Genomic DNA, 20,035 nt, shown 5'->3' on the forward strand with positions numbered 1-20,035 from the left:
GATCGTCGGCGACAGGGATGTCGCCGACGAAGCGTACAGGGATGTATTCACAGCGGTCCTGAAAATCCGCCCCCGGTGCTCAGCCGCCACCGGGCTCTCACAACGGAGTGCCAAAAATTTAGAGGGGTAGGATTACACCCTTTCCACTGTCTGTACAGAAAAGCGGTAACCGGTGCCGCGCACTGTCTGGATATAGCGCTCGTGGCCATCGACGGTGAGCGCCTTGCGCAGGCGACGGATATGCACATCCACAGTGCGCTCCTCCACATACACATTGCCACCCCAGACATGGTCCAGCAGCTGAGTGCGGGTATAGGCGCGTTCCTGATGCGACAGGAAAAAGGTCAGCAAGCGAAACTCCGTCGGCCCCATATCCACCGGGTTGCCATTGATCGTCACCCGGTGACTGATCGGATCCAGCACCAGACCACCCGCCGTCAACGGCTCCTCCGGTGTACTCGGCCCGGCGCGGCGCAACACCGCCTTGAGGCGCGCCACCAGCTCACGGGGAGAAAATGGCTTGGTGATGTAATCATCGGCGCCGGTCTCCAGCCCCTTGATCTTGTGATCCTCCTCACCCTTGGCCGTCAGCATAATGATCGGCAGCGAAGACGTCAGCTCATCCCGCTTCAGGCGGCGGGCCAGCTCAACCCCGGACACATCCGGCAGCATCCAATCCAGCAGAATCAGGTCCGGCTTCTCATCGATCACCAGCGCGTGGGCCGCCTGGGCATTTTCCGCCTCCAGGCAGCGGTAATCCGCCATCTCCAGGGCTATTCGCAACATGTCCCGGACCGGGGCCTCGTCGTCGACTATGAGAATCGTCTTGCTATGCATCTTGCTGCCATACCCTAACTATTTTGTTGTCACTCAATGGACATATCTTAGAGTGGCCATTTAACGTCACTTTAATGACAAATATATGACAGGCGTTCGTGAATCCCGGCTGGAGAGCAAGCGCAGGTGGCTAGCTGACAAGATAGTGGAATAAAATTCCCGCAAAAATGGCAGCGCCGACCCAATTGTTATTCAGGAACGCGGTAAAACAGGGATCTCTTTCCCGGTCGCGAATCAGCCATTGCTGGTATCCAAACAGCCCCGCCGCTACCGCAACCCCCGCGTAGTAGAGGCCACCCAGGTCGGCGCGGCCCGCCAGCATCAGCAGTGCCACAATCACCATCCCTTGCAGGCAGGCGGTCATTATCCGGTCCATATCGCCGAACAGAATTGCGGTGGATTTGACCCCGATTTTGAGGTCATCGTCCCGGTCCACCATGGCATAAAACGTATCGTAGGCCACCGTCCACAGCAGGTTGGCGGTAAAGATCAACCAGGCAGTGGCTGGAATCTCGCCGGTGACCGCCGCAAAAGCCATGGGGATCCCCATACTGAAGGCCGCGCCCAGCACCACCTGCGGCAAGTGGGTATAGCGTTTGGCAAACGGATAGCAGAAGGCCAGCGCCAGCGCGGGCAGCGACATGAGAATGGTCAGCGTGTTGGTGGTCAGCACCAGCAGGAAGGCCAGCAGCATCAAACCGGCAAACAGCATCAGGGCGCCTCTGGGAGTGGCGGCACCGGTCGCCAGTGGACGCTGGTTGGTGCGCTTGACGTGCCCGTCGATCCCGCGGTCGGCAAAGTCGTTGATCGCGCAGCCGGCCGCGCGGGTCAGGATGACACCGAGGGTGAACACCGCAAACAGGTGTAGTCCGGGCCAGCCTTTGGCGGCGATCCACAGCGCCCACCAGGTGGGCCAGAGCAACAGCAGTGAGCCGATGGGGCGATCGAGCCGGGCCAGCTGCCAGTACGGCAGGGCTGCGGGCCAGCGTTGTCCGATTTGCGCACTGATTTGTTGGCTGATCATTTGCATCGGGTTTCCGGTTCAGGCCAAAGGCGGTGTCTGGGGATTGAAACTGTTGAGAAAGGTCTCCGCAACCAGCAGCGGTTTGTCGTGCAGCCAGAAAGTGGAGCGGCGGCCCCAGGCGGTCGGTTCTTCGTCGGTGAGTTCCGCCAGCTGGCAGCGGGGATTGCGGGCGAGCCGATTGAGGACAATGGGGCCGCGGCGGATATCGGGCTGGCTGAACAGCAGCTCGCCGAGGGGTCGGTTGTCGAGGTTGCGCAAGTAGCGGGATTTGCCGTCCAGGGTGCGCTCCGGGAGTACGCTGCGGGCGTAGACCCAGGGTCGCTGGTCGGCGCCGTAAAGGAGGACTTCGCGCACCAGAGCGTGGGTGCGTTCCTTGATATTGAGCGTGCGGCGCTCTTCCAGGTGTGGCTGCTGCCAGCCCTGGCTGAGGATCTGTACGCTAAACTGGCCGTTGCTGAGATGCTTGAGGGCCGCGGTGAGGGAGCCGGGATGCAGCAGCCAGGGCAGCAGGTTTTCCGGAGGCGTGTAGCCGTGCAGGCTTTCCAGCGGCTGTGGATGCCAGTCGCCGACCGTCACGTAGGGAGACTCGTAATGGGACTCTTTGGGGGAGTGGTACAACGCAGACTCCGCGCAGGTTCAAATAGCCACATTGTACCTGACACTCAGGCCGGGGGAACGGCTTGGCTTTGCCCGCCGTAGCCGCTGCCGATATAGTGGCGCCGAAGTTGGAAATAAAAAAACAGGAATGACCATGGGGCTCACCAAAAAAATCGTAATCGCCATGATCGCGGGTATCGCGGTCGGGCTGCTGTGCAATGTGCTCAATGTCAGCCAGGCACTGGGGGCGGGGTTTACCGACTTTATCAACAACTATTTGACCAACGGTCTGTTTGATATCGTCGGACGTATTTTCATCGCCTCACTGAAGCTGATGGTGGTACCACTGGTACTGGTGTCCCTGATCTGTGGTGCCTGTGCACTGTCGGAAGGCAGCCGGGTGGGTGTGCTCGCGGGCAAAACCGTGTTGCTGTACCTGCTGACCACGGCGGCGGCGATCACGCTGGCGCTGGTGCTAGCACTGGTGATCCAGCCCGGGGTGGGTATGGAGCACCTGACTGGGGACGCGAGTTTTGAACCGAAACCTTCGCCGCCGCTGTCGGAGGTACTGGTCAACATCTTCCCCACCAACCCGGTGGACGCGATGGCCAAAGGTAATATGCTGCAGATCATCGTGTTCGCACTGCTGATGGGGTACGCCATCTCCCGCAGCGGCAAGCCGGGGCAGCGTATTGCCGGTTTCTTCAATGACTTGAACGAAGTGATCCTGCGCATGGTGGGGGTGCTGATGGTCTTTGCCCCCTACGGTGTATTTGCACTGCTGGCGAACAAGATTGCGCAGCTGGGCTTCGATGCGATTCCGCAGCTGGCCAAGTACTTCGGCGTGGTGCTGCTGGCGCTGCTGCTGCACGCTTTCGGCGTCTACTCGCTGCTGTTGAAGCTGCTTTCCGGCCTGAACCCGGTGAAGTTGATGAAAAAGATGCGTCCGGCCATGGTGTTCGCCTTCAGTACCGCCTCTTCCGCGGCCACCATCCCGGTGACCCTGCAGACGGTGGAAAAGCGCCTGGGGGTGGATAACAAGGTGGCGTCCTTCACCGTTCCCCTGGGAGCAACCATCAATATGGATGGTACGGCGATCATGCAGGGGGTGGCGACGGTGTTTATTTCCCAGCTGTATGGGATTGAAATCGGCCTGATGGGCTACCTGACCGTAATTCTGACCGCGACCCTCGCCTCTATCGGCACCGCCGGGGTGCCCGGTGTCGGTCTGATCATGCTGGCGATGGTGTTGCAGCAAGTAGGCCTGCCGCTGGAAGGCATCGCGATTGTGATGGGGGTGGATCGCCTGCTGGATATGGTGCGCACTGCGGTGAACATTACCGGGGATTCGGTGGTCAGCACGATTGTGGCCAAGAGCGAGGGCGCCCTGGACCTGGATACCTTCAATGACGACAACTACAACAGTGTGGTGAACGACGGCGAAGAGCGCACTTCCACGGCCTGATTGCTGTTCAATAAAACAAAAAAGGGGGCGAACCGTTTGCGCGGTTCGCCCCCTTTTTTTATCTGTTTTTGTCCCTGTCTTTTTACCTGAATTAGCGCGAATGCTGCTCGCGAAGCCTAAAGCGCGGCCATCTCTTTCAGCTGGTCGGCTTCCAGGTTGCTCTCCATGGATTCCACCAGCTCTTCCACCAGTTCGGTCAGGGCCTTTTTTATGGCCTCCTCGGTGTTGTCACTGCCTTCGCGGCCGTCGTGGTAAGTGCGGATCACGTATTTGCGGGTGATATCGAGATCGTCGATGGTGATGCGCTGTTCGCGCAGCGCGGCGCCGCTACGATTTTGCAGTTTGTAACTGAATTCGCCGGTCAGGGCGATGTTGCCCTGCTCCAGATCATAGCTTTTTTGCGGTTTGATCGCGCTCAGGTGTTTGATCACCTTGAGCTTGAGGTTGTTCTGCAGGCTAAGCACCCCGTCCTGCTGTACCAGGGGAACATCTTCACCGTCCAGGTAGTCGGTGAGCTCCCTTGCCAGTTCACTGTGCAGGTGCTGGGTATAGGTGCGCAGGGCCTGCTGTTTCAGGTCGGCGAGACCGCCACCATTAGTGGCTTGGGCCAGCATCAGTTGCAGGTTGCCGCTGGAGACCGGCATAGGCACATCGATGTCGATGGCAGCCGGCGTAATATTGAGGCTGGGGATATGTTCGTCACCTCCCCAGAAGCCATTTTGCGCCTGCGCCTGCGCGGCGAATGCGATAGTACCAAGACTGAACAGGCTGGCCAGTGCCAGCTTGCGCACATTGAATGTTCTCATGCATCTTTCCCTGTTTTGTTTTTATACCGGGATACTTTTTATAAGCGGCTTTTTATAGGCGGCGAATCTTATAGGTGGTGAATAGTTTCGCTCTGTCGTTGTAGCGTCGCAGTAACAGGCTGCCATTTATTGGTACGGAGAGCAAAATTTTTCGGTGACTTGTGCGTCAGTAGTAGTCTTTTTTGTGCGCTGTGTCTTGGCGGGAATTGTTAGGCTGGTGTAGGCAGGCGACGTTTGGGCGGGGCTGGAGGGATGTTTGGAAGGCGCTGAAAGGAAGTGTGCGGCGGAGTGATCCGCCGCCGCGGGGGAAAGGGGTCAGCCCTGGCCGGTAATTTCCAGCAGGCTGTCTGCTTCAAGGTCGCCCTCGATGCGGTCGAGAATGCGCTCAACCAGCTGATTTAGCATCTGCTCCAGCTCTTCGCCGGTATTGTCTTCGTTGTCGCCACCGCTCAGTGAGGTTTTGATCTCGTATTTGCCCTTGAGGCGCAGCTCGGCAATATCCACACGTTTTTCTTTCAGTACCCTGCCGCTGGGATCCTGCAGGCGGAAATGGTAGTCGCCAGTGGCTGACAGGTTGCCCCGCTCTACTTCGTAGTCCCCCCGGTTCTTGAGGCCGCTCAACTGTTTCACTACCGAGATATCCACAAAATTGTGCAGGGTAAGTGAATGGTTGTCGGTAATCAGGGGCACTTCCTCATCGGCAAAAAATTCTCGCAGGCGGGTATTCAGTTTGCGCCGCAGCTGTTCGGTGAACTCGCGAATGGCGGTTTCCTTGGCGGCGGAAACGCTGCTGCCCGCGGTGGCCTGGGCCAGTAGGGCATCAAAGTCGTTCCCCTGTAGCGGGGTCGGAATATCGGCGGCAATTTCGGCATGGGCCAGAGTGATATGGGGCAGAGGTTTTTTGTTGCCGCCACCAAAAAGATTCTGGGTATAGGCGGGTGCGGCAAACAGAACGGCAGCGCACATTAGGCTGAAGAGTACTGCTGAGCGTTTGGTTTGGCTGTTCACTGGGGAGCTTCCTGATTTTTTATTGTCGTGTTTTATCGTCACGTTTTGCTGTCACGTTCGATGGAAGGGGGTGGCTGCGGGGCGAGCTGTTCCCCGGGGGGCGCCCGTCTGCATTAGCTCCTTTGTACTAAACGAGGTTGTAATGCGCTGTTATAGGGAGGCTGCCACCCCGGGCGGAAGATCGCAAAAATATTGGTGACTGCCAGTGACTAATTAGTCTTGGCAATGGGCGGGTGGGCAAAGAAATGGCGCCGTAGTTCGCAAAAGCGACAAAAAACCGGAATTGTGCGGATTAGGAGGTGCGGCTCAGGCTTCGGCGAAACGGGGTTTGTTGTGTAACCAGCGGCGCACCAGGGCACTGCGTGATTCGGGAGAGAGTTCCGGTGCGGCGGCGATCTTCTGCACCTGTGGTAGCAGGTGGGCATCCCGCTGCAGGTCGGCGATCCGGTGCTGTATTTCGCCGGTCTGGCGAGTGCCGAGGATTTCCCCCGGGCCACGCAGGCGCAAGTCTTCCTCGGCGATGGCGAAGCCGTCCGCGTGGCTGCGCAGTGCCTGCAGCCGTGCGCGACCGTTGGCAGACAGCGGCGTGCTGTACATGAGTACGCAGTGGCTGGCGATGCTACCCCTGCCGACACGCCCTCTCAGCTGGTGCAGTTGCGCCAGACCCAGGCGCTCCGGATTTTCGATGATCATCAGGCTGGCATTGGGCACATCCACGCCCACCTCAATCACTGTGGTGGCCACCAGCAAGTCCACGTCGCCGGCCTTGAAGGCCTTCATTACCTGATCCTTGGCATCCGGCTTCATGCGCCCGTGTACCAGGGCGACGCGCACGCCGTTCAGGGTATCTGCCAATTCCTCGGCGGTGGATTCGGCGGCTTGGGCCTGCAGGGTTTCCGACTCCTCGATCAGGGTGCAGACCCAGTAAGCCTGGCGGCCTTCACCCACGGCGTTCTGTACCCGCTCCATGACGTCGTAGCGGCGCTCACTGGAGATGGCCACGGTGTTGATGGGCTGGCGTCCGGGAGGTAATTCGTCGATTACCGAGCAGTCCAGATCGGCGAAGGCAGACATGGCCAGGGTGCGCGGAATCGGGGTAGCGGTCATGATCAGCTGGTGGGGCTGGGTGCGCTGTTGGTTTCCAGGAGTGCCCTCGACCGATCCCTTTTCGCGCAGCTGAAGTCTTTGCGCGACACCAAAGCGGTGCTGCTCGTCGATGATCACCAGCGCCAGTCGGTGGAAGTCCACCCCCTCTTGAAACAGGGCGTGAGTGCCCACCACCAGCTGTGCATCGCCACACTCGATGGCGGCCAGCTGTGCGCGCCTTTCGGCGGCCTTCATACTGCCGGTGAGCCAGGCCACGGTAATGCCCAGGGGCTCCAGCCAACTGCTGAAATTGATCCGGTGCTGCTCGGCAAGAATTTCCGTGGGTGCCATGACTGCGCACTGGTGACCCGCGCCAATGACCTGCAGTGCGGCGCGGGCGGCGACCAGGGTTTTTCCGGCGCCAACGTCCCCCTGCAGCAGCCGCATCATGGGCACCGTACCGGCGAGATCGTCGGCAATCTCCTTGCCAACCCGCTGTTGCGCGTTGGTTGGTGAAAACGGCAGGCGTGCGAGGAAGTCCCGCTCCAATGCAGCATTTCTCTCTAATGCCGGGGCAGCCACCTTGGCCGCACTGCGGCGCAGCTCCAGCAGGCTCAGGTGGTGGGCCAGCAGCTCTTCCAGTGCCAACCGCTGCTGTGCCGGGTGCTGCCCTTCTGCCAGCTGTGACAGGTCCGCATTGGCGGGTGGCTGGTGTAGGTACATCAGTGCGCCGGCCAGGGGCATCTGCATTGCCCGCGGCAACAGCGGGGCCGGCAGCAACTCGGTGACATTGCCCTCCGCCAGCCAGTCCAGTCCCTGGCCGATCAGTGCGCGCAGGCGTCCCTGCCCCAGGCCCTCGGTCAGGGGATAAATGGGGGTGAGGGTTTCCGCGGTGGGAGAAATATCTTCCCCCAGAACTTCGGTTTCCGGGTGATAAAGTTCTACACCGGCACTGCCGCGGCGGGCTTCGCCGTAGCAGCGCACCCGGGTGCCGGGAGTGAGGCGGTCTTTCTGTGCCGCAGTGAAATGGAAAAAACGCAGGGTGATGCTGCCGGTGGCATCCTGCAGGCGCACCGCAAGGCTGCGGCGACGCCCGAAAACCACATCAGCGGCGCGCACTTCACCCTCGATTACTGCGTCCATTCCCGGGCGCAGGCCCGCCAGGGGAACCACACGGGTGCGATCCTGGTAGCGGGCTGGCAGGTGGAATAGCAGATCCTGCAGGGAACTGATGTGCAGCTTGGCCAGGGTCTCCGCCAGCTTTGCCCCTACCCCCTTGAGAGCCGTGACCGGAATTTCTGCCAGTGTTTTTTGGCCCGCGCTCTGCTTGGGTTTCACGGGCTCTTGAGTTGGCACTGGTTAATGGCGTCGCGCAGCATGTCGATGGCGCGGTGGCGTGGGAAGCTGGCCCGCCAGGCCAGTGCCACGGTGCGCTGGGGCGCCGGTGCCACAAAGGGACGGGTGACCAGGACGCCGGTGGCATACTGGGAGGCGGCGGCCGCGGACAGCGGCAACACCGTAATACCGAGGCGCGAGGCGACCATATGGCGCAGGGTTTCGAGGGAGCTGCCGTCGGCGGCAGTGCGGATATGGCCGATGCCGCTGTCTTTCTCGATGGTCTGCTGCAGTTGCGGGCAGGCCTCCAGTACCTGATCGCGGAAGCAGTGGCCCTCACCCAGTAGTAACACGTTGTCTTCGCACAGTTGTTCCGGGGCCAGGGCGTCGAATTTGGCCAGCGGGTGGTCGGAAGGCATCAGCACCACGAAGGGCTCGTCGTACAGGGGCTGGGTAACCACGTCCGGCTCGGTAAAGGGCAGCGCCAGGATCACGGCGTCCAGCTCACCCTTGCGCAGGCGTGCGCGCAGGGTGGAGGTATAGCCCTCCTCCACAAACAGCGGCATCTGCGGCGCCAGCTGCTGCAGCTGGGGAATGAAATGGGGGAACAGGTAGGGCCCGATGGTGAAAATGGCGCCCACGGACAGCGGGCTGCTCAGCTGGTCTTTACCGGCACTGGCAATATCCCGGATAGCGGCTGATTGCTCCAGCACCAGTTGCGCCTGGGCAACGATGCGTTCGCCCAGCGGGGTGGCCTGGACGCGGGTTTTGGAGCGCTCGAACAGGGCCACGCCCAGCTCTTTTTCCAGTTTTTTTACCGCAATGGACAGGGTCGGCTGACTCACAAAACAGCGTTCAGCGGCGCGGCCGAAATGCTGCTCCTGGGCCAGGGTGACGATGTAACGCAATTCGTTGAGTGTCATGGCAAACACAATCAGATAAAACTTGGCGATAGAGTTTATTCATAAATACCCCCGGGCGGCCAGTAAAACTGCGGTTGCGGTGTATAAATGTCTCAATATAGAAAAAAATGCTATTAGACTTGTTTATGGTTAGTAAATTTTGCTATTAACTTGCGCGCTGAGCCGGTGTGGTGGCGCATCTTTTGCTATACGTATAAAGGCAAGTGTTCAAAACACACAAAGCGGAGATTCGCGATGGGTATCTTGTCTTGGATTATTCTCGGCCTGATTGCGGGCGCATTAGCTAAATGGATCATGCCGGGCCCGGATCCGGGTGGTTGGATTGTGACCATGGTCATCGGTATTGTGGGCGCCTTTATTGGCGGTTGGCTGGGTTCCCTGGTTGGTATCGGTGGACCGGTTACCGGCTTTGCACTGGGGGATATCATCACCGCGGTGATCGGCGCCATAGTGCTGCTCATCATTTACCGCATGGTGAAATCCCGAAGTTGACCTGGACTATTCAGTCAATGGCACTTTATAGCTAATATAGCTACGGGGCTCGCAACTTGCTGCGGGCCCCGGTCACAGAACAGGGTTAGTAAACAGGATATAAATGGTTTTCTGACCGAGAGTTCGCAGTAATTCATAATTATTTTTACGGTTGCACCGGTTTTCACCGGTAGCCTTGTTTTGGGGACCGAATTTCGGTGCCGGGGGATTATTCAAGCGGTTATGGCAAAGGAAAAAGTCTGGATCTTCGGTTGTGGTGATCTGGGGACTCGTCTGGCATTGAAGCTGGATCGCAAGGCGTATGACGTTTTTGGCGTGCGCCGCAATCCGCTGCAGGCACTGGCGCGCAAGCGCCGCGCCGACGTGGTCAACTGGCGTCGCGGTGATGCCACCAAACCGGAAGACATCCAGCGGCATCTGGGCAACGGTGCCGACATTGTCATCGCCACTTTTACCCCGGGCACCAGTACCCCTCAGGCCTATCAGCGCGCTTATGTAGATACCGCAAACGTTCTGCGGGATGCATTGGCGAAACTGGATAAGCCCCCTCGCCTCTTTCTGTGGATTTCCTCTACCCGTGTTTATGGCCAGAGCGGCGACCAGTGGTTGGATGAGCGTTCGCAGCCCCTCCCCGGCAGTTTTCAGGGTGAGGCGTTGCTGGCCGCAGAGAAAATTGCCCAGTCGGTAGCTACGGAGAGTTGTGTGGTGCGGTTTGCGGGTATCTATGGCCCGGGCCGAGATCGCCTGCTGTCACAGGTGCGTGCCGGTCGCTGTGCGCCGCCGTCGCCACCGCAGTTCAGCAACCGGATTCATGTGGACGATGCGGTGGGTTTTCTGGCGCACCTGATCGAGGGCCAGAAGCAGGGTAAGCAGTTCGAGAAGCTGTATATCGGTGCGGACTGTACGCCGGTGCCCATGTATGAGTTGCAGAGCTGGCTGGCAAAATCTATGGGTTACACCAGTGCGCACTTGCGCGAGGAAGTGGCCACCAGTGAGCGGCGCTCTAAAAAGATGAGCAACAAGCGGATGCTGGAGAGCGGCTACGAGATGCTGTATCCCGATTACCGTGCGGGCTATAACACCCTGCTGGAAAACGACTGAACATACCTGTCGCGCCGCCGTTCATAGGCGGCGCAGTGTCTTCCCTCATTGTCTTTGGACGCGGGCGCCTTTAGATCACCATCACACCTTCGGCTTCAAACTGTGCGCCCTTGGGCAGCTGGCTCACGCCTACCGCGGCACGGGCCGGGAAGGGTTTCGAGAACACTTCTTCCATGACTTCATTGACGGTGGCGAAATTGCTGAGGTCGGTGAGGTAAAGGTTCAGCTTGACGATGCTGTCGAGGGAGCCGTTGGCGGCTTCACATACGGCTTTGAGGTTCTGGAAAACCTGTACCGCCTGTTCGCGGAAGTCGTCGGACACCAGTTCCATGGTTTCCGGCACCAGTGGGATCTGGCCGGATAGGTAGATGGTGTTGTCGACCTTGACGGCCTGCGAGTAGCTGCCGATAGCAGCCGGTGCCTTATCAGTTTTTATCACGGCGCGATTGGGCATGGGTTACTTCTCCGGGCCTCAACAGGCCTGCTTGCTGAAAAAGAAAGCGGGAGAATATAGCGCGGTTTCCGGGGTTTGGGGAGGTGTCGTCAGCTGCAGGCAGCGATATGCGAAGCTGTCCACATTCCGTGAAAAACACGACAAAACCCTTTCGGGTTTCATCGGATTTTCGCAATTCGCATCCGCGTCAATCCATTGAATGCTTCGTTCGTAAGTTGGTGGCGGCACTGCTACCGATGTTTGCTCGCGAGACACGCCGTACACCCATCCCTGGGGGCTCGGCTGCGGCCGTCCTGGCCGCAGACGGTCCCGCGAGCAAACACCGGTATCAGTACCTTCGCATTGAACAATTGAGAAGTTGGTTGCCGCAGTTGGGTGCTTACTGGCACCTACGGGCGGGCAATTTTGATCACTGCAGGCAGGTTGCGCAGGCGTTTCATCACTCGGGCCAGGTGCACGCGGTTGGCCACTTCCAGGGTCATTGCGATGACACTATGCTGGGCATCTTTCTCATCCACGTGGATCTGCTCGATACTGGCGCCCTCTTCGGTAATGCGGGTGGCGAGTCGCGCAATGATGCCGCGTTCGGACTCCACTTCGACCCGCACATCGCCGAGGAACTCACCTTTTACATCCGGCGACCAGTTGACCGCCATGATGTTTTCCGGGTGTTCGCGCAGCTCTTCCGCATTGCGGCAGCTGTCGCGGTGCACCACTACGCCCTTGCCGGAGCTGATGTGGCCCATGATGGTGTCGCCGGGAATCGGGCGGCAGCAGCGGGCGAAGCTGATCATCATGCCCTCCTGGGCATCAATGGTCAGCGGTGAGGAGATGTTGCTTGCTTCGGATTCGACGGTGCCCGGCGGTACCAGCAGTTTGGCCGCAGAGAAGGCGGCGCGGTTGCCGAGGCCGATTTCTTCCAGCAGCTTGTCGAAAGTTTCGCATCGGGCTTCCTTGGCGCCGTGCAGTTTCTGTTCGTCGCTGAGGTCGGATGTTTTCAGCTTGAACTTCGCCAGGGCTTTTTCGAGTAGACGCTGCCCCAGCGCAATGGAGTCGTGGTGGCGCTGGTGCTTGAGGTAGTGGCGAATGGCGCTGCGGGCTTTTGCGGTCACCACAAAGTTGAGCCAGTTGGGATTTGGCTGCACGTTTTTGCTGGTGAGGATTTCCACTTTCTGGCCGCTTTCCAGTGGTTGCGACAGCGGCGCCAGGCGCTGGTTGATGCGCACTGCAACGCAGGAGTTGCCCACGTCGGTGTGCACCGAGTAGGCGAAGTCCACCGCGGTGGCACCGGCGGGCAGGTCGATGATCTTGCCCTTGGGTGTAAACACGTACACCTCGTCCGGGAAGAGATCGATCTTTACGTTCTCGATAAATTCCAGCGAGTCGCCGGCGCGCTGCTGCATCTCCAGCAGGCCCTGTACCCAGCGGCGCGCGCGTACCTGGCTGGTGCCGCCGGTATTCAGTACTTCGTCGCCGGAGGATTTGTACAGCCAGTGGGCGGCGATACCGCTGTTGGCCATCTCATCCATTTCCTTGGTGCGGATCTGCACCTCGATAGGCACCCCGTGCATGCCGAGCAAAACCGTGTGCAGGGACTGGTAGCCGTTGGATTTGGGGATGGCGATATAGTCTTTGAACTCACTGATCACCGGCTTGTACAGGTTGTGGATAACCCCGAAGGTCCGGTAGCAGGTGTCCACACTGTCGACGATGATGCGGAAGGCGTAGACGTCCATGATTTCCTTGAACGACTTCTTCTTCGAACGCATCTTCTGGTAAATGCTGTAGAGATGCTTCTCGCGGCCGATTACCAGCGCGTCGATTTTTTCCCGCTCCAGGCGCAGCTCGATGGCGTTCTGGATCTTCTCCAGAAGCTCCTTGCGGTTTCCGCGGGCGGCGACCAAAGCGGCGCGCAGGCGACTGGCGCGCAGGGGATAGATGGCGAAGAAGGCGCGGTCTTCGAACTCGATCCGCACGTCGTTCATGCCCAGGCGGTTGGCGATGGGCGCGTAAATCTCGAGGGTCTCGCGGGCAATGCGCGCGCGCTTTTCCGGTTTGAGTGAGCCGAGGGTGCGCATGTTATGCAGGCGGTCGGCGAGCTTCACCAGGATCACGCGGATATCCCGCGCCATGGCCAGGGCCATTTTCTGGAAGTTCTCCGCCTGCTTCTCCGCCGGGCTGTCGGTCTCGAACTGGGTCAGCTTGGAGACCCCGTCCACCAGATCCGCAATCTCTTCACCAAACTGCTCCGCCAGTGCCGCCTTGGGGATACCGGTGTCTTCGATGACATCGTGCAGCATGGCCGCGGCCAGGCTCTGGGCGTCCATGTGCATGCCCGCCAAGATAGTGGCGACGGCGAGGGGGTGGGTGATATAGGGTTCGCCGGAGCGCCGGGTCTGGCCCTCGTGGGCCTGCTCCGCGTAAAAATAGGCGCGGCGGACGAACTGAATCTGGTCGGTGGGAAGGTAGGACGAGAGGCGATGGGCCAGACTGTCGATGGTGTGCAAAGCCGCGATCGCCTCTTAGTGTTCCAGCAGTTCCTGTATCAAATTCTCAGATCTGGCTTACAGATCTTGCTCGGACAGGAATACCGGCGCGGGCGCGGCGTGGCGTACTGGCTCGTCTTCCGGCTCGTCGAGGATGCTGGCGTCAACAAAGCCTTCTTCGATTTCACGCAGGGCGATCACGGTAGGCTTGTCGTTTTCTTCTGGCACGAAGGGGTCGCGGCCGCCGGTGGCGATCTGGCGGGCGCGCTTGCTGCCTACGATAACCAGCTCAAAGCGGTTGTCTACGTGGTCGAGGCAATCTTCAACGGTAATACGGGCCATAAATCTTCTGTTCCAGTGTGGGCTCGCCCGTGTGGGCGAAATTAGCGAATTCTGGCGTCTGCCCGGCAGGTCAATGCAGGGGCGGACTGGGGGTAGCTATTCTACCGGACCGCGCGGTGTACGCAAATCGAACAGTCGCTGCAAGCGTGATTTGTTGTCTGGCGATGTCCAGTGCGCGATATGCGAAGGTGGCGATACCGGGTAAAGCTTTGTGAGACCGTCTGCGGCCAGGACGGCCGCAGCCGAGCCCCCATGGATGGGTTTACGGCGTGTCTCACAAAGCTTTACCCGGTAGCGGCACCGCCACGGAGTCTGTTAAGAACTCTTGTTCGGTTACTGCTTCCGCAACAACGACTGCAGCAGTCCGCTGTGCTGTTCCTGCTGGCGCGACAGCCGCTGGCGTTCGGCCACCATGATGGCCTGGAGTTCGGCCAGGGCGGTGGTGAAGTCGTCATTGATGATCAGGTAGTCCGTTTCCACATAGTGGGACATTTCACTGATCGCCTGCGCCATGCGCTTGTCAATCACGCTCTGGTCGTCCTGGCCGCGGCCGGTGAGCCGCTCCAGCAGCGCCTGCTGGGACGGCGGCAGGATGAAGATACCCACGGTTTCCGGCATCTGCTTGCGCACCTGGGCGGCGCCCTGCCAGTCGATTTCCAGGATTACGTCGCGGCCGCTGGCCAGCGTTTCTTCCACCCATGCCTTGGAGGTGCCGTAAAAGTTCTCGAATACCTGCGCGTGTTCGAGAAAGGCACAGTCGCCGAGCATGGAAACAAAACTATCGCGATCCACGAAATGATAGTTGATGCCGTCGATCTCGCCGGGGCGCATGGGGCGCGTGGTGTGGGACACGGATACGGTGACCTGGCTGTCGTTCTCGATCAGTGCTTTGACGAGGCTGGTTTTCCCGGCGCCGGAAGGCGCGGAGACCGTATAGAGAGTACCTGTAGACACGGCGAACCTTGGTTAGATAACTATTGTGGGTGGCTACCCTGGCGCACAGGGACTGGCGCATAGGGAGGAGTGGGCGGGGATTATATCGAAAGGCGGTGGCCGGGGGCGAAACTGTGTGGATAAGTTTAGGGCCGGGCTGGAATTAATGGTCGCGGGGGTGGTGAACAGGCAGTCCCCCGGCCGGTGCTGGGGGCAAAGTGTTGGGCTTTTTCAGTCGCCTATCAACGGGTAGACAGGTAACCGAACCCGGCCGGGAGTGCCTGCGGAAACTCAACCTGAGCATTATGGGCGCTCTGGCTACTGCGGATTCCTTTTTGCGGACCTGACAACAGGCCCTAATTGCGAACGGGAGTGACTGTATCGTCTTTGTCGGTAAAAACCAACCAGTACCACAAGGCGGCGCTGACGAGACAGTAGCCGGCAAGTGGCACCCACAGGATCTGGGGCCATAGCGGCGCAATTGCCATCAGCGCCACCAGCCGGCTTATTTCCCAGTACCGGCTGCGCGCTTCACCGTCGAGAATGCGGCCGTTGATCACCAGCCCGATGACCAGCATCAGAACCATGGTGGCGAGAATGCCGTAGCCGAGATCCCTGCCGTACCACAGCAGGGCGAGGGTAGCGCCGGAGTAAATCAGGTGCTGGGCCAGGACATAACCGCGCTGGCCGGCACTGATCTGCGGGTCAAAGCGCTGGAAGTTGTCCAGGTCGCCACTGGGTACCGGCATGGCCGCCTCGGCATCCGCCGGGCGGTAGCCGGTGGCGCGAAACCAGAGGGTGAGCTTCTCTTTCCAGCTCTTGGTGTACACCGCGTCCAGCCACATGCGTTTGAAGTGCTGCAGGTTGGCGGCGAGTGGATCGAAGGTGTTCAGGGGTTTGCGCACACCGTAGATGCAGGGTTCCTCGTCCAGTTCCTCCTGATAGCTACCGAAAAGACGGTCCCACACAATCAGCACACCGCCGTAATTGCGGTCCACATAGACCTTGTTCTGGGCATGGTGCACCCGGTGATTGGATGGGGTGACCAGAATCCATTCCATCCAGCGTACCTTGGGGAATTTCTGGGTGTGGACCCAGAACTGGTAGATCAGGTCGATGGCGCCGGCGGTCACCAGCAGCTCCCAGGGAAGCCCGATCAACAGCAGCGGCAGATAGAAAATCCACCCCAGCGGAACCAGGTCGCTGGACTGGCGCAGGGCGGTGGTGAGGTTGTAGTCCTCGCTCTGGTGGTGCACAAGGTGCTCGGCCCAGAAGATATTGATCTCGTGGCAGATGCGGTGCTTCCAGTAATAGCAGAAGTCGTAGGCGACAACCGCCAGCAGCAGGTGCCAGGGATTGTCTAGCGACCACTGGATACCGAGACTCTGGTAAGTCGGCTCCAGCCACTGGTACAGCGGTATATAGATGAGTACCAGAATACCCATCCGCACCAGGCCGAGAATGCGGCTCAGAATACCGGCACCGAGACTGCCGATGGCGTCATTCAGCCGGTACAGACCCCAGCCGCGCCAGCGATCCAGCGCCAGTTCGAGCAGTACGGCGAGCAGAAAAAATGGAATGGCAGCGGTGACGAGTCCCACAGGCACCTCGGAAATTGTCTATATCGTTATCTTTATCGTTTCATCGTCAGGCTTTTGACCTTGCGGGTAATGTTGCCACAGCCCGTGACGTGAACAATGTCCTTGGAGACCGGATTTCGAAATCCGTGTGTGTTTATCCCTTGATGCCAACTAAACCCGCTAGGAGCGACCATGATTAACGCCTATGCCGCCGAATCCGCCGGCGCCGAACTAACGCCTTTCAGTTATGATCCCGGCAGCCTGAAGCCCGGGCAGGTGGAAATCCTGGTGGAATACTGTGGCCTCTGCCACAGCGACCTGAGCGTGGTGAACAACGAATGGGGCATGAGTGCCTACCCGGTGGTACCGGGCCATGAAGTGGTTGGCCGAATCGAGGCGCTCGGTGCCGGTGTCACGCACCTGCAGGCGGGGCAGCGCGTCGGACTGGGGTGGCACGCTGGCTACTGCGGTCACTGCGGCGAGTGCGACAACGGCCACCAGAACCTCTGCGCCAGTGCCCAGCCTACCATCATCGGTCATCACGGCGGATTTGCCGACAAGGTGCGCGCCAGTGCCGACAGCGTGGTGCCGATTCCCGATGGGCTGGACCCCAAGGTTGTCGGTCCCCTCTTCTGTGCCGGCATTACCGTGTACAACCCGCTGGTGCAGTTCGACATCAAACCCAACAGCCGCGCCGCGGTAATCGGCATCGGCGGTCTCGGCCATCTGGCGTTGCAGTTTCTGAACGCCTGGGGTTGTGATGTCACCGCCTTTACCTCCAGCGATAGCAAGCGCCAGGAGGCTCTGGAGCTCGGCGCCCACCACACTCTCAACAGCCGCGACCCCGAGGCCTTGAAAGCCGCCGCCGGCCAGTTCGACCTGATTATCTCCACGGTGAATGTAAAACTGGACTGGAACACCTACCTCGCCACCCTCAAGCCCCGCGGCCGCCTGCACTTCGTCGGCGCCACCACTGAACCGCTGGACCTTAACGTGTTTAACCTGCTGATGGCCCAGCGCCAGGTTTCCGGCTCCCCTGTTGGCAGCCCGGCCACCATCGCCGATATGCTCGAGTTTGCCGCGCGGCACAAGATTGCCCCGAAAGTGGAGCAGTTTCCGATGAGCAAGGTGAATGAGGCGTTCGCACGCCTGGAAAGCGGTGAGGCGCGGTATCGAATCGTACTGACGGCTGGCGAATAGCCGCGACTGAAACCCCAATAAAAAAAGCCCAATAAAAAAGGCCGGCGATTGCCGGCCAAACAAGGTGGGGTAAAGCGAAGCGTGACGTGAGAGCTGAAGCGCTTAAGGTGCCGCTTCGGCCTGCAGTGTCACTCCGGAATAGCTGGTATAGCCGCGGATGCTGATATACCAGGTGCCCGCTTGTGGATTGCTGAAGCTACAGCTCTCGCTGTTGCCGTAGCGGTAGGGCCGGCAGTTGTAGCTGCTGGTGGTAGGCTGTGAGCCGTAGCGCACATAGAGGTCACCATCGCCGCTGCCACCGCTCATCAGCACTTCCAGGGCAGACATGCCGGAATTCACATTCAGGGTGAAATGCTGCCAGCTGCCGGAGGCGCCCGACAGGTTGCTCTCGGTCCAGCCGGTGGCACCACCGCCGCTGCCGCCTTCATCGAAGCTGCCGGTCAGGCTCAAGCCAGAGAAACTGCTGTAAGCGCGCACCATCACGTAATAGGTTCCCGCCTGAACATTCGAGATGTTGCAGGTTTCGCTATTGCCGTTCAGGTAGGGGCGGCAGTCGTAGGCGCTGGTGGTTGCCGCGGAACCGTAGCGGACATAGAGGTCCGCGTCGCCGCTACCGCCGGCAATCTGGAAGCTCAGGTTGGACGCGCCTGCGGGAACCTGCAGGGTGTACTGCAATTCGCCACCGGTGCTGGCCGAGAGTCCGGTTACCGCCACACCATTGGTCAGCTCGCCATTGCCGGGCTCCGGATCTGGATCCGGGTTGCCACCGCCATTGACCGCGTTCACTGCTGCCGAGGCATCCACGATACCGCTACCGCACTGGCTGCAGGAGCCGGGGAAGCTGCGCGCGGTATTTTTCAGTGTGGATTCCACCTGGTCCGGCGTGATGTTGCCATCGACCGCATAGAGCAGTGCCGCAGCACCGGCCACATGCGGCGCTGCCATGCTGGTGCCCTGGTAGAAGGCGTAGTTGTCGCTGCCGGGGCCCTGGCTGCCGCTGTTGAGCGTGGAGAGAACGCCATTGCTGTTGGTGGACGTTTCACCTCCGGGCGCTGCCACATCCACCACACTGCCGTAGTTGGAGTAGTAGGCGCGGCTACCGGCGCGGTTGGTGGAGGCCACCGAGATGACGCCGGCGCAACTGGCCGGGCTGTAATTGCCCGCGTTGGCGTTGGAGTTGCCCGCTGCAACCACCACGGTGGTGCCGAGGCTGCGAGCCGTATTGATGGCGTTCTGGGTGGTGGTATCACAGCTGCCGCCGCCGCCGAGGCTCAGGTTGAGCACCTGCGCCGGGTTGGCGTTGGCGGGCACGCCGCTGACATTGCCGCCCGCGCCCCAGATGATGCCGTCAGCGATATCTGAGGTGTAACCACCGCAGCGTCCGAGTACCCGGATGGGCACCACTTTCGCTTTGTAGGCGACACCGGCAACACCGGTACCATTGTTGGTAACCGCCGCGACGGTACCGGCCACGTGGGTGCCGTGCCAGCTACTGCTGCGTGCCGGTTGCCCGGAACCACAGGCACCCGCGGGAGACCAGTCACCGGGGTCGCTGGCATCACTGTCGCGACCGTTGCCGTCCTGGGCCACGGTGGTGTCCGAGATCATGTCGTAACCGGGCAGGATGTTGGCATTCAGATCGGCGTGCGGGCGATAGCCGGTGTCGATTACACCGACCACGACCCCTTCCCCCTGCGTCACATCCCAGGCTGCCGGCAGGTTCAGACCGCCGGTTGCTTCAAAGTAGTGCCACTGCTGGTTGTAGTTGGCATCGTTGGGTACCGCCATCGGCTGCATCAGGCGATCGGGTTCCGCATATTCCACCTGCGGGTCCTGTTCCAGGCGCGCGATGATGGCATCCAGTTCCGATTTGCTTGCGCGCTTTTCCAGTTTCATCAACTGCGCACCGGTAGCGAGGCGACGCATATGCTTGAAGCGATGACCGGAGGTCTGCGCTACCCGGTCAATGGCGGTCTGCGACATGGCCATGGCATTGGCGCCTGCCATGGTACTTTTGTATTTGACGATAACGCGGTCGGTAACCACTTCATCCGCCGCCACGGCCATGGCCGACAGCTCCGGCTCAACCGCCTGAGCGGAAAAGCTGGCACCAAAAGTGGCGCTGAGCAGCAGGGTTGCCGCACCGAGAGCGGTGCCGGGGCGCTGCTTCAGTCCAGAGCCAAGTTTCAATAACGCTGATAATTTCATTGTTGCGAATTTCTCCTTAATTATTTTTATCGGCGGCTCCGGGTAGAGCTGCCGTTAAAACACCGCGGAACTCCTGAGCGGCCCCTCCGGAACTGTCCGCAGTTGTGCTGCGGATTTCTTTCCGGGGGTCATGGTTTAACGAGGAGAAGGATTGCGCC

The 20,035-nt window shown here is 60.0% G+C and carries 17 protein-coding genes; 4 read left to right on the top strand and 13 right to left on the bottom strand.

What is annotated here, in order from left to right:
• Positions 1-132: 132 nt before the first annotated feature.
• From phoB to GRX76_RS02970, 3 genes are all read right to left on the bottom strand, one after another.
• Positions 133-837, bottom strand: coding sequence for a phosphate regulon transcriptional regulator PhoB (phoB, locus tag GRX76_RS02960; protein ID WP_160151943.1), 705 nt, complete (start codon positions 835-837; stop codon positions 133-135).
• 130 nt (positions 838-967) lie between these two features.
• Positions 968-1,861, bottom strand: coding sequence for a 4-hydroxybenzoate octaprenyltransferase (ubiA, locus tag GRX76_RS02965; RefSeq protein ID WP_236250523.1), 894 nt, complete (start codon positions 1,859-1,861; stop codon positions 968-970).
• Between the two features lie 18 nt (positions 1,862-1,879).
• Entirely contained in the window at positions 1,880-2,479 is a 600-nt protein-coding gene (locus tag GRX76_RS02970) for a chorismate lyase (protein ID WP_160151945.1), read from the bottom strand.
• A gap of 133 nt (positions 2,480-2,612) precedes the next feature.
• Between GRX76_RS02970 and GRX76_RS02975 the strand changes: the two genes are divergently transcribed.
• Entirely contained in the window at positions 2,613-3,923 is a 1,311-nt protein-coding gene (locus GRX76_RS02975; protein ID WP_160151946.1) for a dicarboxylate/amino acid:cation symporter, read from the top strand.
• Positions 3,924-4,039: 116 nt separating this feature from the next.
• Here the strand turns inward: GRX76_RS02975 and GRX76_RS02980 are convergent, their stop codons facing one another.
• From GRX76_RS02980 to GRX76_RS02995, 4 genes are all read right to left on the bottom strand, one after another.
• The gene (locus GRX76_RS02980; protein ID WP_160151947.1) at positions 4,040-4,729 is read right to left on the bottom strand and encodes a hypothetical protein; all 690 of its coding nucleotides are present in this window, start codon (positions 4,727-4,729) and stop codon (positions 4,040-4,042) included.
• 315 nt (positions 4,730-5,044) lie between these two features.
• A complete protein-coding gene (locus GRX76_RS02985; protein ID WP_160151948.1) occupies positions 5,045-5,737 on the bottom strand; it encodes a hypothetical protein in 693 nt (230 codons plus the stop codon).
• A 306-nt stretch (positions 5,738-6,043) separates the two neighbouring features.
• Entirely contained in the window at positions 6,044-8,161 is a 2,118-nt protein-coding gene (recG, locus tag GRX76_RS02990; protein WP_160151949.1) for an ATP-dependent DNA helicase RecG, read from the bottom strand.
• Positions 8,158-9,081: a hydrogen peroxide-inducible genes activator gene (locus GRX76_RS02995; protein ID WP_160151950.1), complete on the bottom strand. Its 924-nt coding sequence runs from the start codon at positions 9,079-9,081 to the stop codon at positions 8,158-8,160. Before GRX76_RS02995 ends, recG begins: the two co-directional genes overlap by 4 nt.
• Before the next feature lie 234 nt (positions 9,082-9,315).
• On the opposite strand from GRX76_RS02995, the gene GRX76_RS03000 reads away from it, so the two are divergent.
• Both GRX76_RS03000 and GRX76_RS03005 read left to right on the top strand, forming a co-directional pair.
• The gene (locus GRX76_RS03000) at positions 9,316-9,573 is read left to right on the top strand and encodes a GlsB/YeaQ/YmgE family stress response membrane protein (protein WP_160151951.1); all 258 of its coding nucleotides are present in this window, start codon (positions 9,316-9,318) and stop codon (positions 9,571-9,573) included.
• Positions 9,574-9,795: 222 nt separating this feature from the next.
• A complete protein-coding gene (locus tag GRX76_RS03005) occupies positions 9,796-10,674 on the top strand; it encodes an NAD-dependent epimerase/dehydratase family protein (RefSeq protein ID WP_160151952.1) in 879 nt (292 codons plus the stop codon).
• A gap of 70 nt (positions 10,675-10,744) precedes the next feature.
• On the opposite strand, the gene GRX76_RS03010 is transcribed toward GRX76_RS03005, so the two are convergent.
• From GRX76_RS03010 to GRX76_RS03030, 5 genes are all read right to left on the bottom strand, one after another.
• Complete coding sequence (locus GRX76_RS03010; protein ID WP_160151953.1) at positions 10,745-11,128, bottom strand: RidA family protein; 384 nt, start codon at positions 11,126-11,128, stop codon at positions 10,745-10,747.
• 389 nt (positions 11,129-11,517) lie between these two features.
• Entirely contained in the window at positions 11,518-13,635 is a 2,118-nt protein-coding gene (locus GRX76_RS03015; protein ID WP_160151954.1) for a bifunctional (p)ppGpp synthetase/guanosine-3',5'-bis(diphosphate) 3'-pyrophosphohydrolase, read from the bottom strand.
• A gap of 57 nt (positions 13,636-13,692) precedes the next feature.
• On the bottom strand, positions 13,693-13,956 hold the full coding sequence (gene rpoZ / locus GRX76_RS03020; protein ID WP_160151955.1) for a DNA-directed RNA polymerase subunit omega: 264 nt from the start codon (positions 13,954-13,956) through the stop codon (positions 13,693-13,695).
• Positions 13,957-14,289: 333 nt separating this feature from the next.
• The gene (gene gmk, locus GRX76_RS03025) at positions 14,290-14,910 is read right to left on the bottom strand and encodes a guanylate kinase (RefSeq protein ID WP_160151956.1); all 621 of its coding nucleotides are present in this window, start codon (positions 14,908-14,910) and stop codon (positions 14,290-14,292) included.
• 335 nt (positions 14,911-15,245) lie between these two features.
• The gene (locus GRX76_RS03030) at positions 15,246-16,490 is read right to left on the bottom strand and encodes a sterol desaturase family protein (protein WP_160151957.1); all 1,245 of its coding nucleotides are present in this window, start codon (positions 16,488-16,490) and stop codon (positions 15,246-15,248) included.
• Positions 16,491-16,661: 171 nt separating this feature from the next.
• Between GRX76_RS03030 and GRX76_RS03035 the strand changes: the two genes are divergently transcribed.
• The gene (locus GRX76_RS03035) at positions 16,662-17,669 is read left to right on the top strand and encodes an NAD(P)-dependent alcohol dehydrogenase (protein ID WP_160151958.1); all 1,008 of its coding nucleotides are present in this window, start codon (positions 16,662-16,664) and stop codon (positions 17,667-17,669) included.
• Positions 17,670-17,771: 102 nt separating this feature from the next.
• On the opposite strand, the gene GRX76_RS03040 is transcribed toward GRX76_RS03035, so the two are convergent.
• Entirely contained in the window at positions 17,772-19,877 is a 2,106-nt protein-coding gene (locus GRX76_RS03040) for a S8 family peptidase (protein ID WP_160151959.1), read from the bottom strand.
• Positions 19,878-20,035: the final 158 nt, after the last annotated feature.

This window comes from Microbulbifer sp. ALW1, from assembly GCF_009903625.1.
In the GTDB taxonomy this organism is placed as follows: domain Bacteria; phylum Pseudomonadota; class Gammaproteobacteria; order Pseudomonadales; family Cellvibrionaceae; genus Microbulbifer.

Excerpts from the sequence above, each read along its gene's own strand:
- GRX76_RS02995 (WP_160151950.1), bottom strand. The coding sequence starts at position 9,081 with ATGACACTCAACGAATTGCGTTACATCGTCACCCTGGCCCAGGAGCAG.
- rpoZ (WP_160151955.1), bottom strand. The coding sequence starts at position 13,956 with ATGGCCCGTATTACCGTTGAAGATTGCCTCGACCACGTAGACAACCGC.
- phoB (WP_160151943.1), bottom strand. The coding sequence starts at position 837 with ATGCATAGCAAGACGATTCTCATAGTCGACGACGAGGCCCCGGTCCGG.
- GRX76_RS03005 (WP_160151952.1), top strand. The coding sequence starts at position 9,796 with ATGGCAAAGGAAAAAGTCTGGATCTTCGGTTGTGGTGATCTGGGGACT.
- GRX76_RS03000 (WP_160151951.1), top strand. The coding sequence starts at position 9,316 with ATGGGTATCTTGTCTTGGATTATTCTCGGCCTGATTGCGGGCGCATTA.
- GRX76_RS03040 (WP_160151959.1), bottom strand. The coding sequence starts at position 19,877 with ATGAAATTATCAGCGTTATTGAAACTTGGCTCTGGACTGAAGCAGCGC.
- ubiA (WP_236250523.1), bottom strand. The coding sequence starts at position 1,861 with ATGATCAGCCAACAAATCAGTGCGCAAATCGGACAACGCTGGCCCGCA.
- GRX76_RS03035 (WP_160151958.1), top strand. The coding sequence starts at position 16,662 with ATGATTAACGCCTATGCCGCCGAATCCGCCGGCGCCGAACTAACGCCT.
- GRX76_RS02975 (WP_160151946.1), top strand. The coding sequence starts at position 2,613 with ATGGGGCTCACCAAAAAAATCGTAATCGCCATGATCGCGGGTATCGCG.
- GRX76_RS03010 (WP_160151953.1), bottom strand. The coding sequence starts at position 11,128 with ATGCCCAATCGCGCCGTGATAAAAACTGATAAGGCACCGGCTGCTATC.
- GRX76_RS02980 (WP_160151947.1), bottom strand. The coding sequence starts at position 4,729 with ATGAGAACATTCAATGTGCGCAAGCTGGCACTGGCCAGCCTGTTCAGT.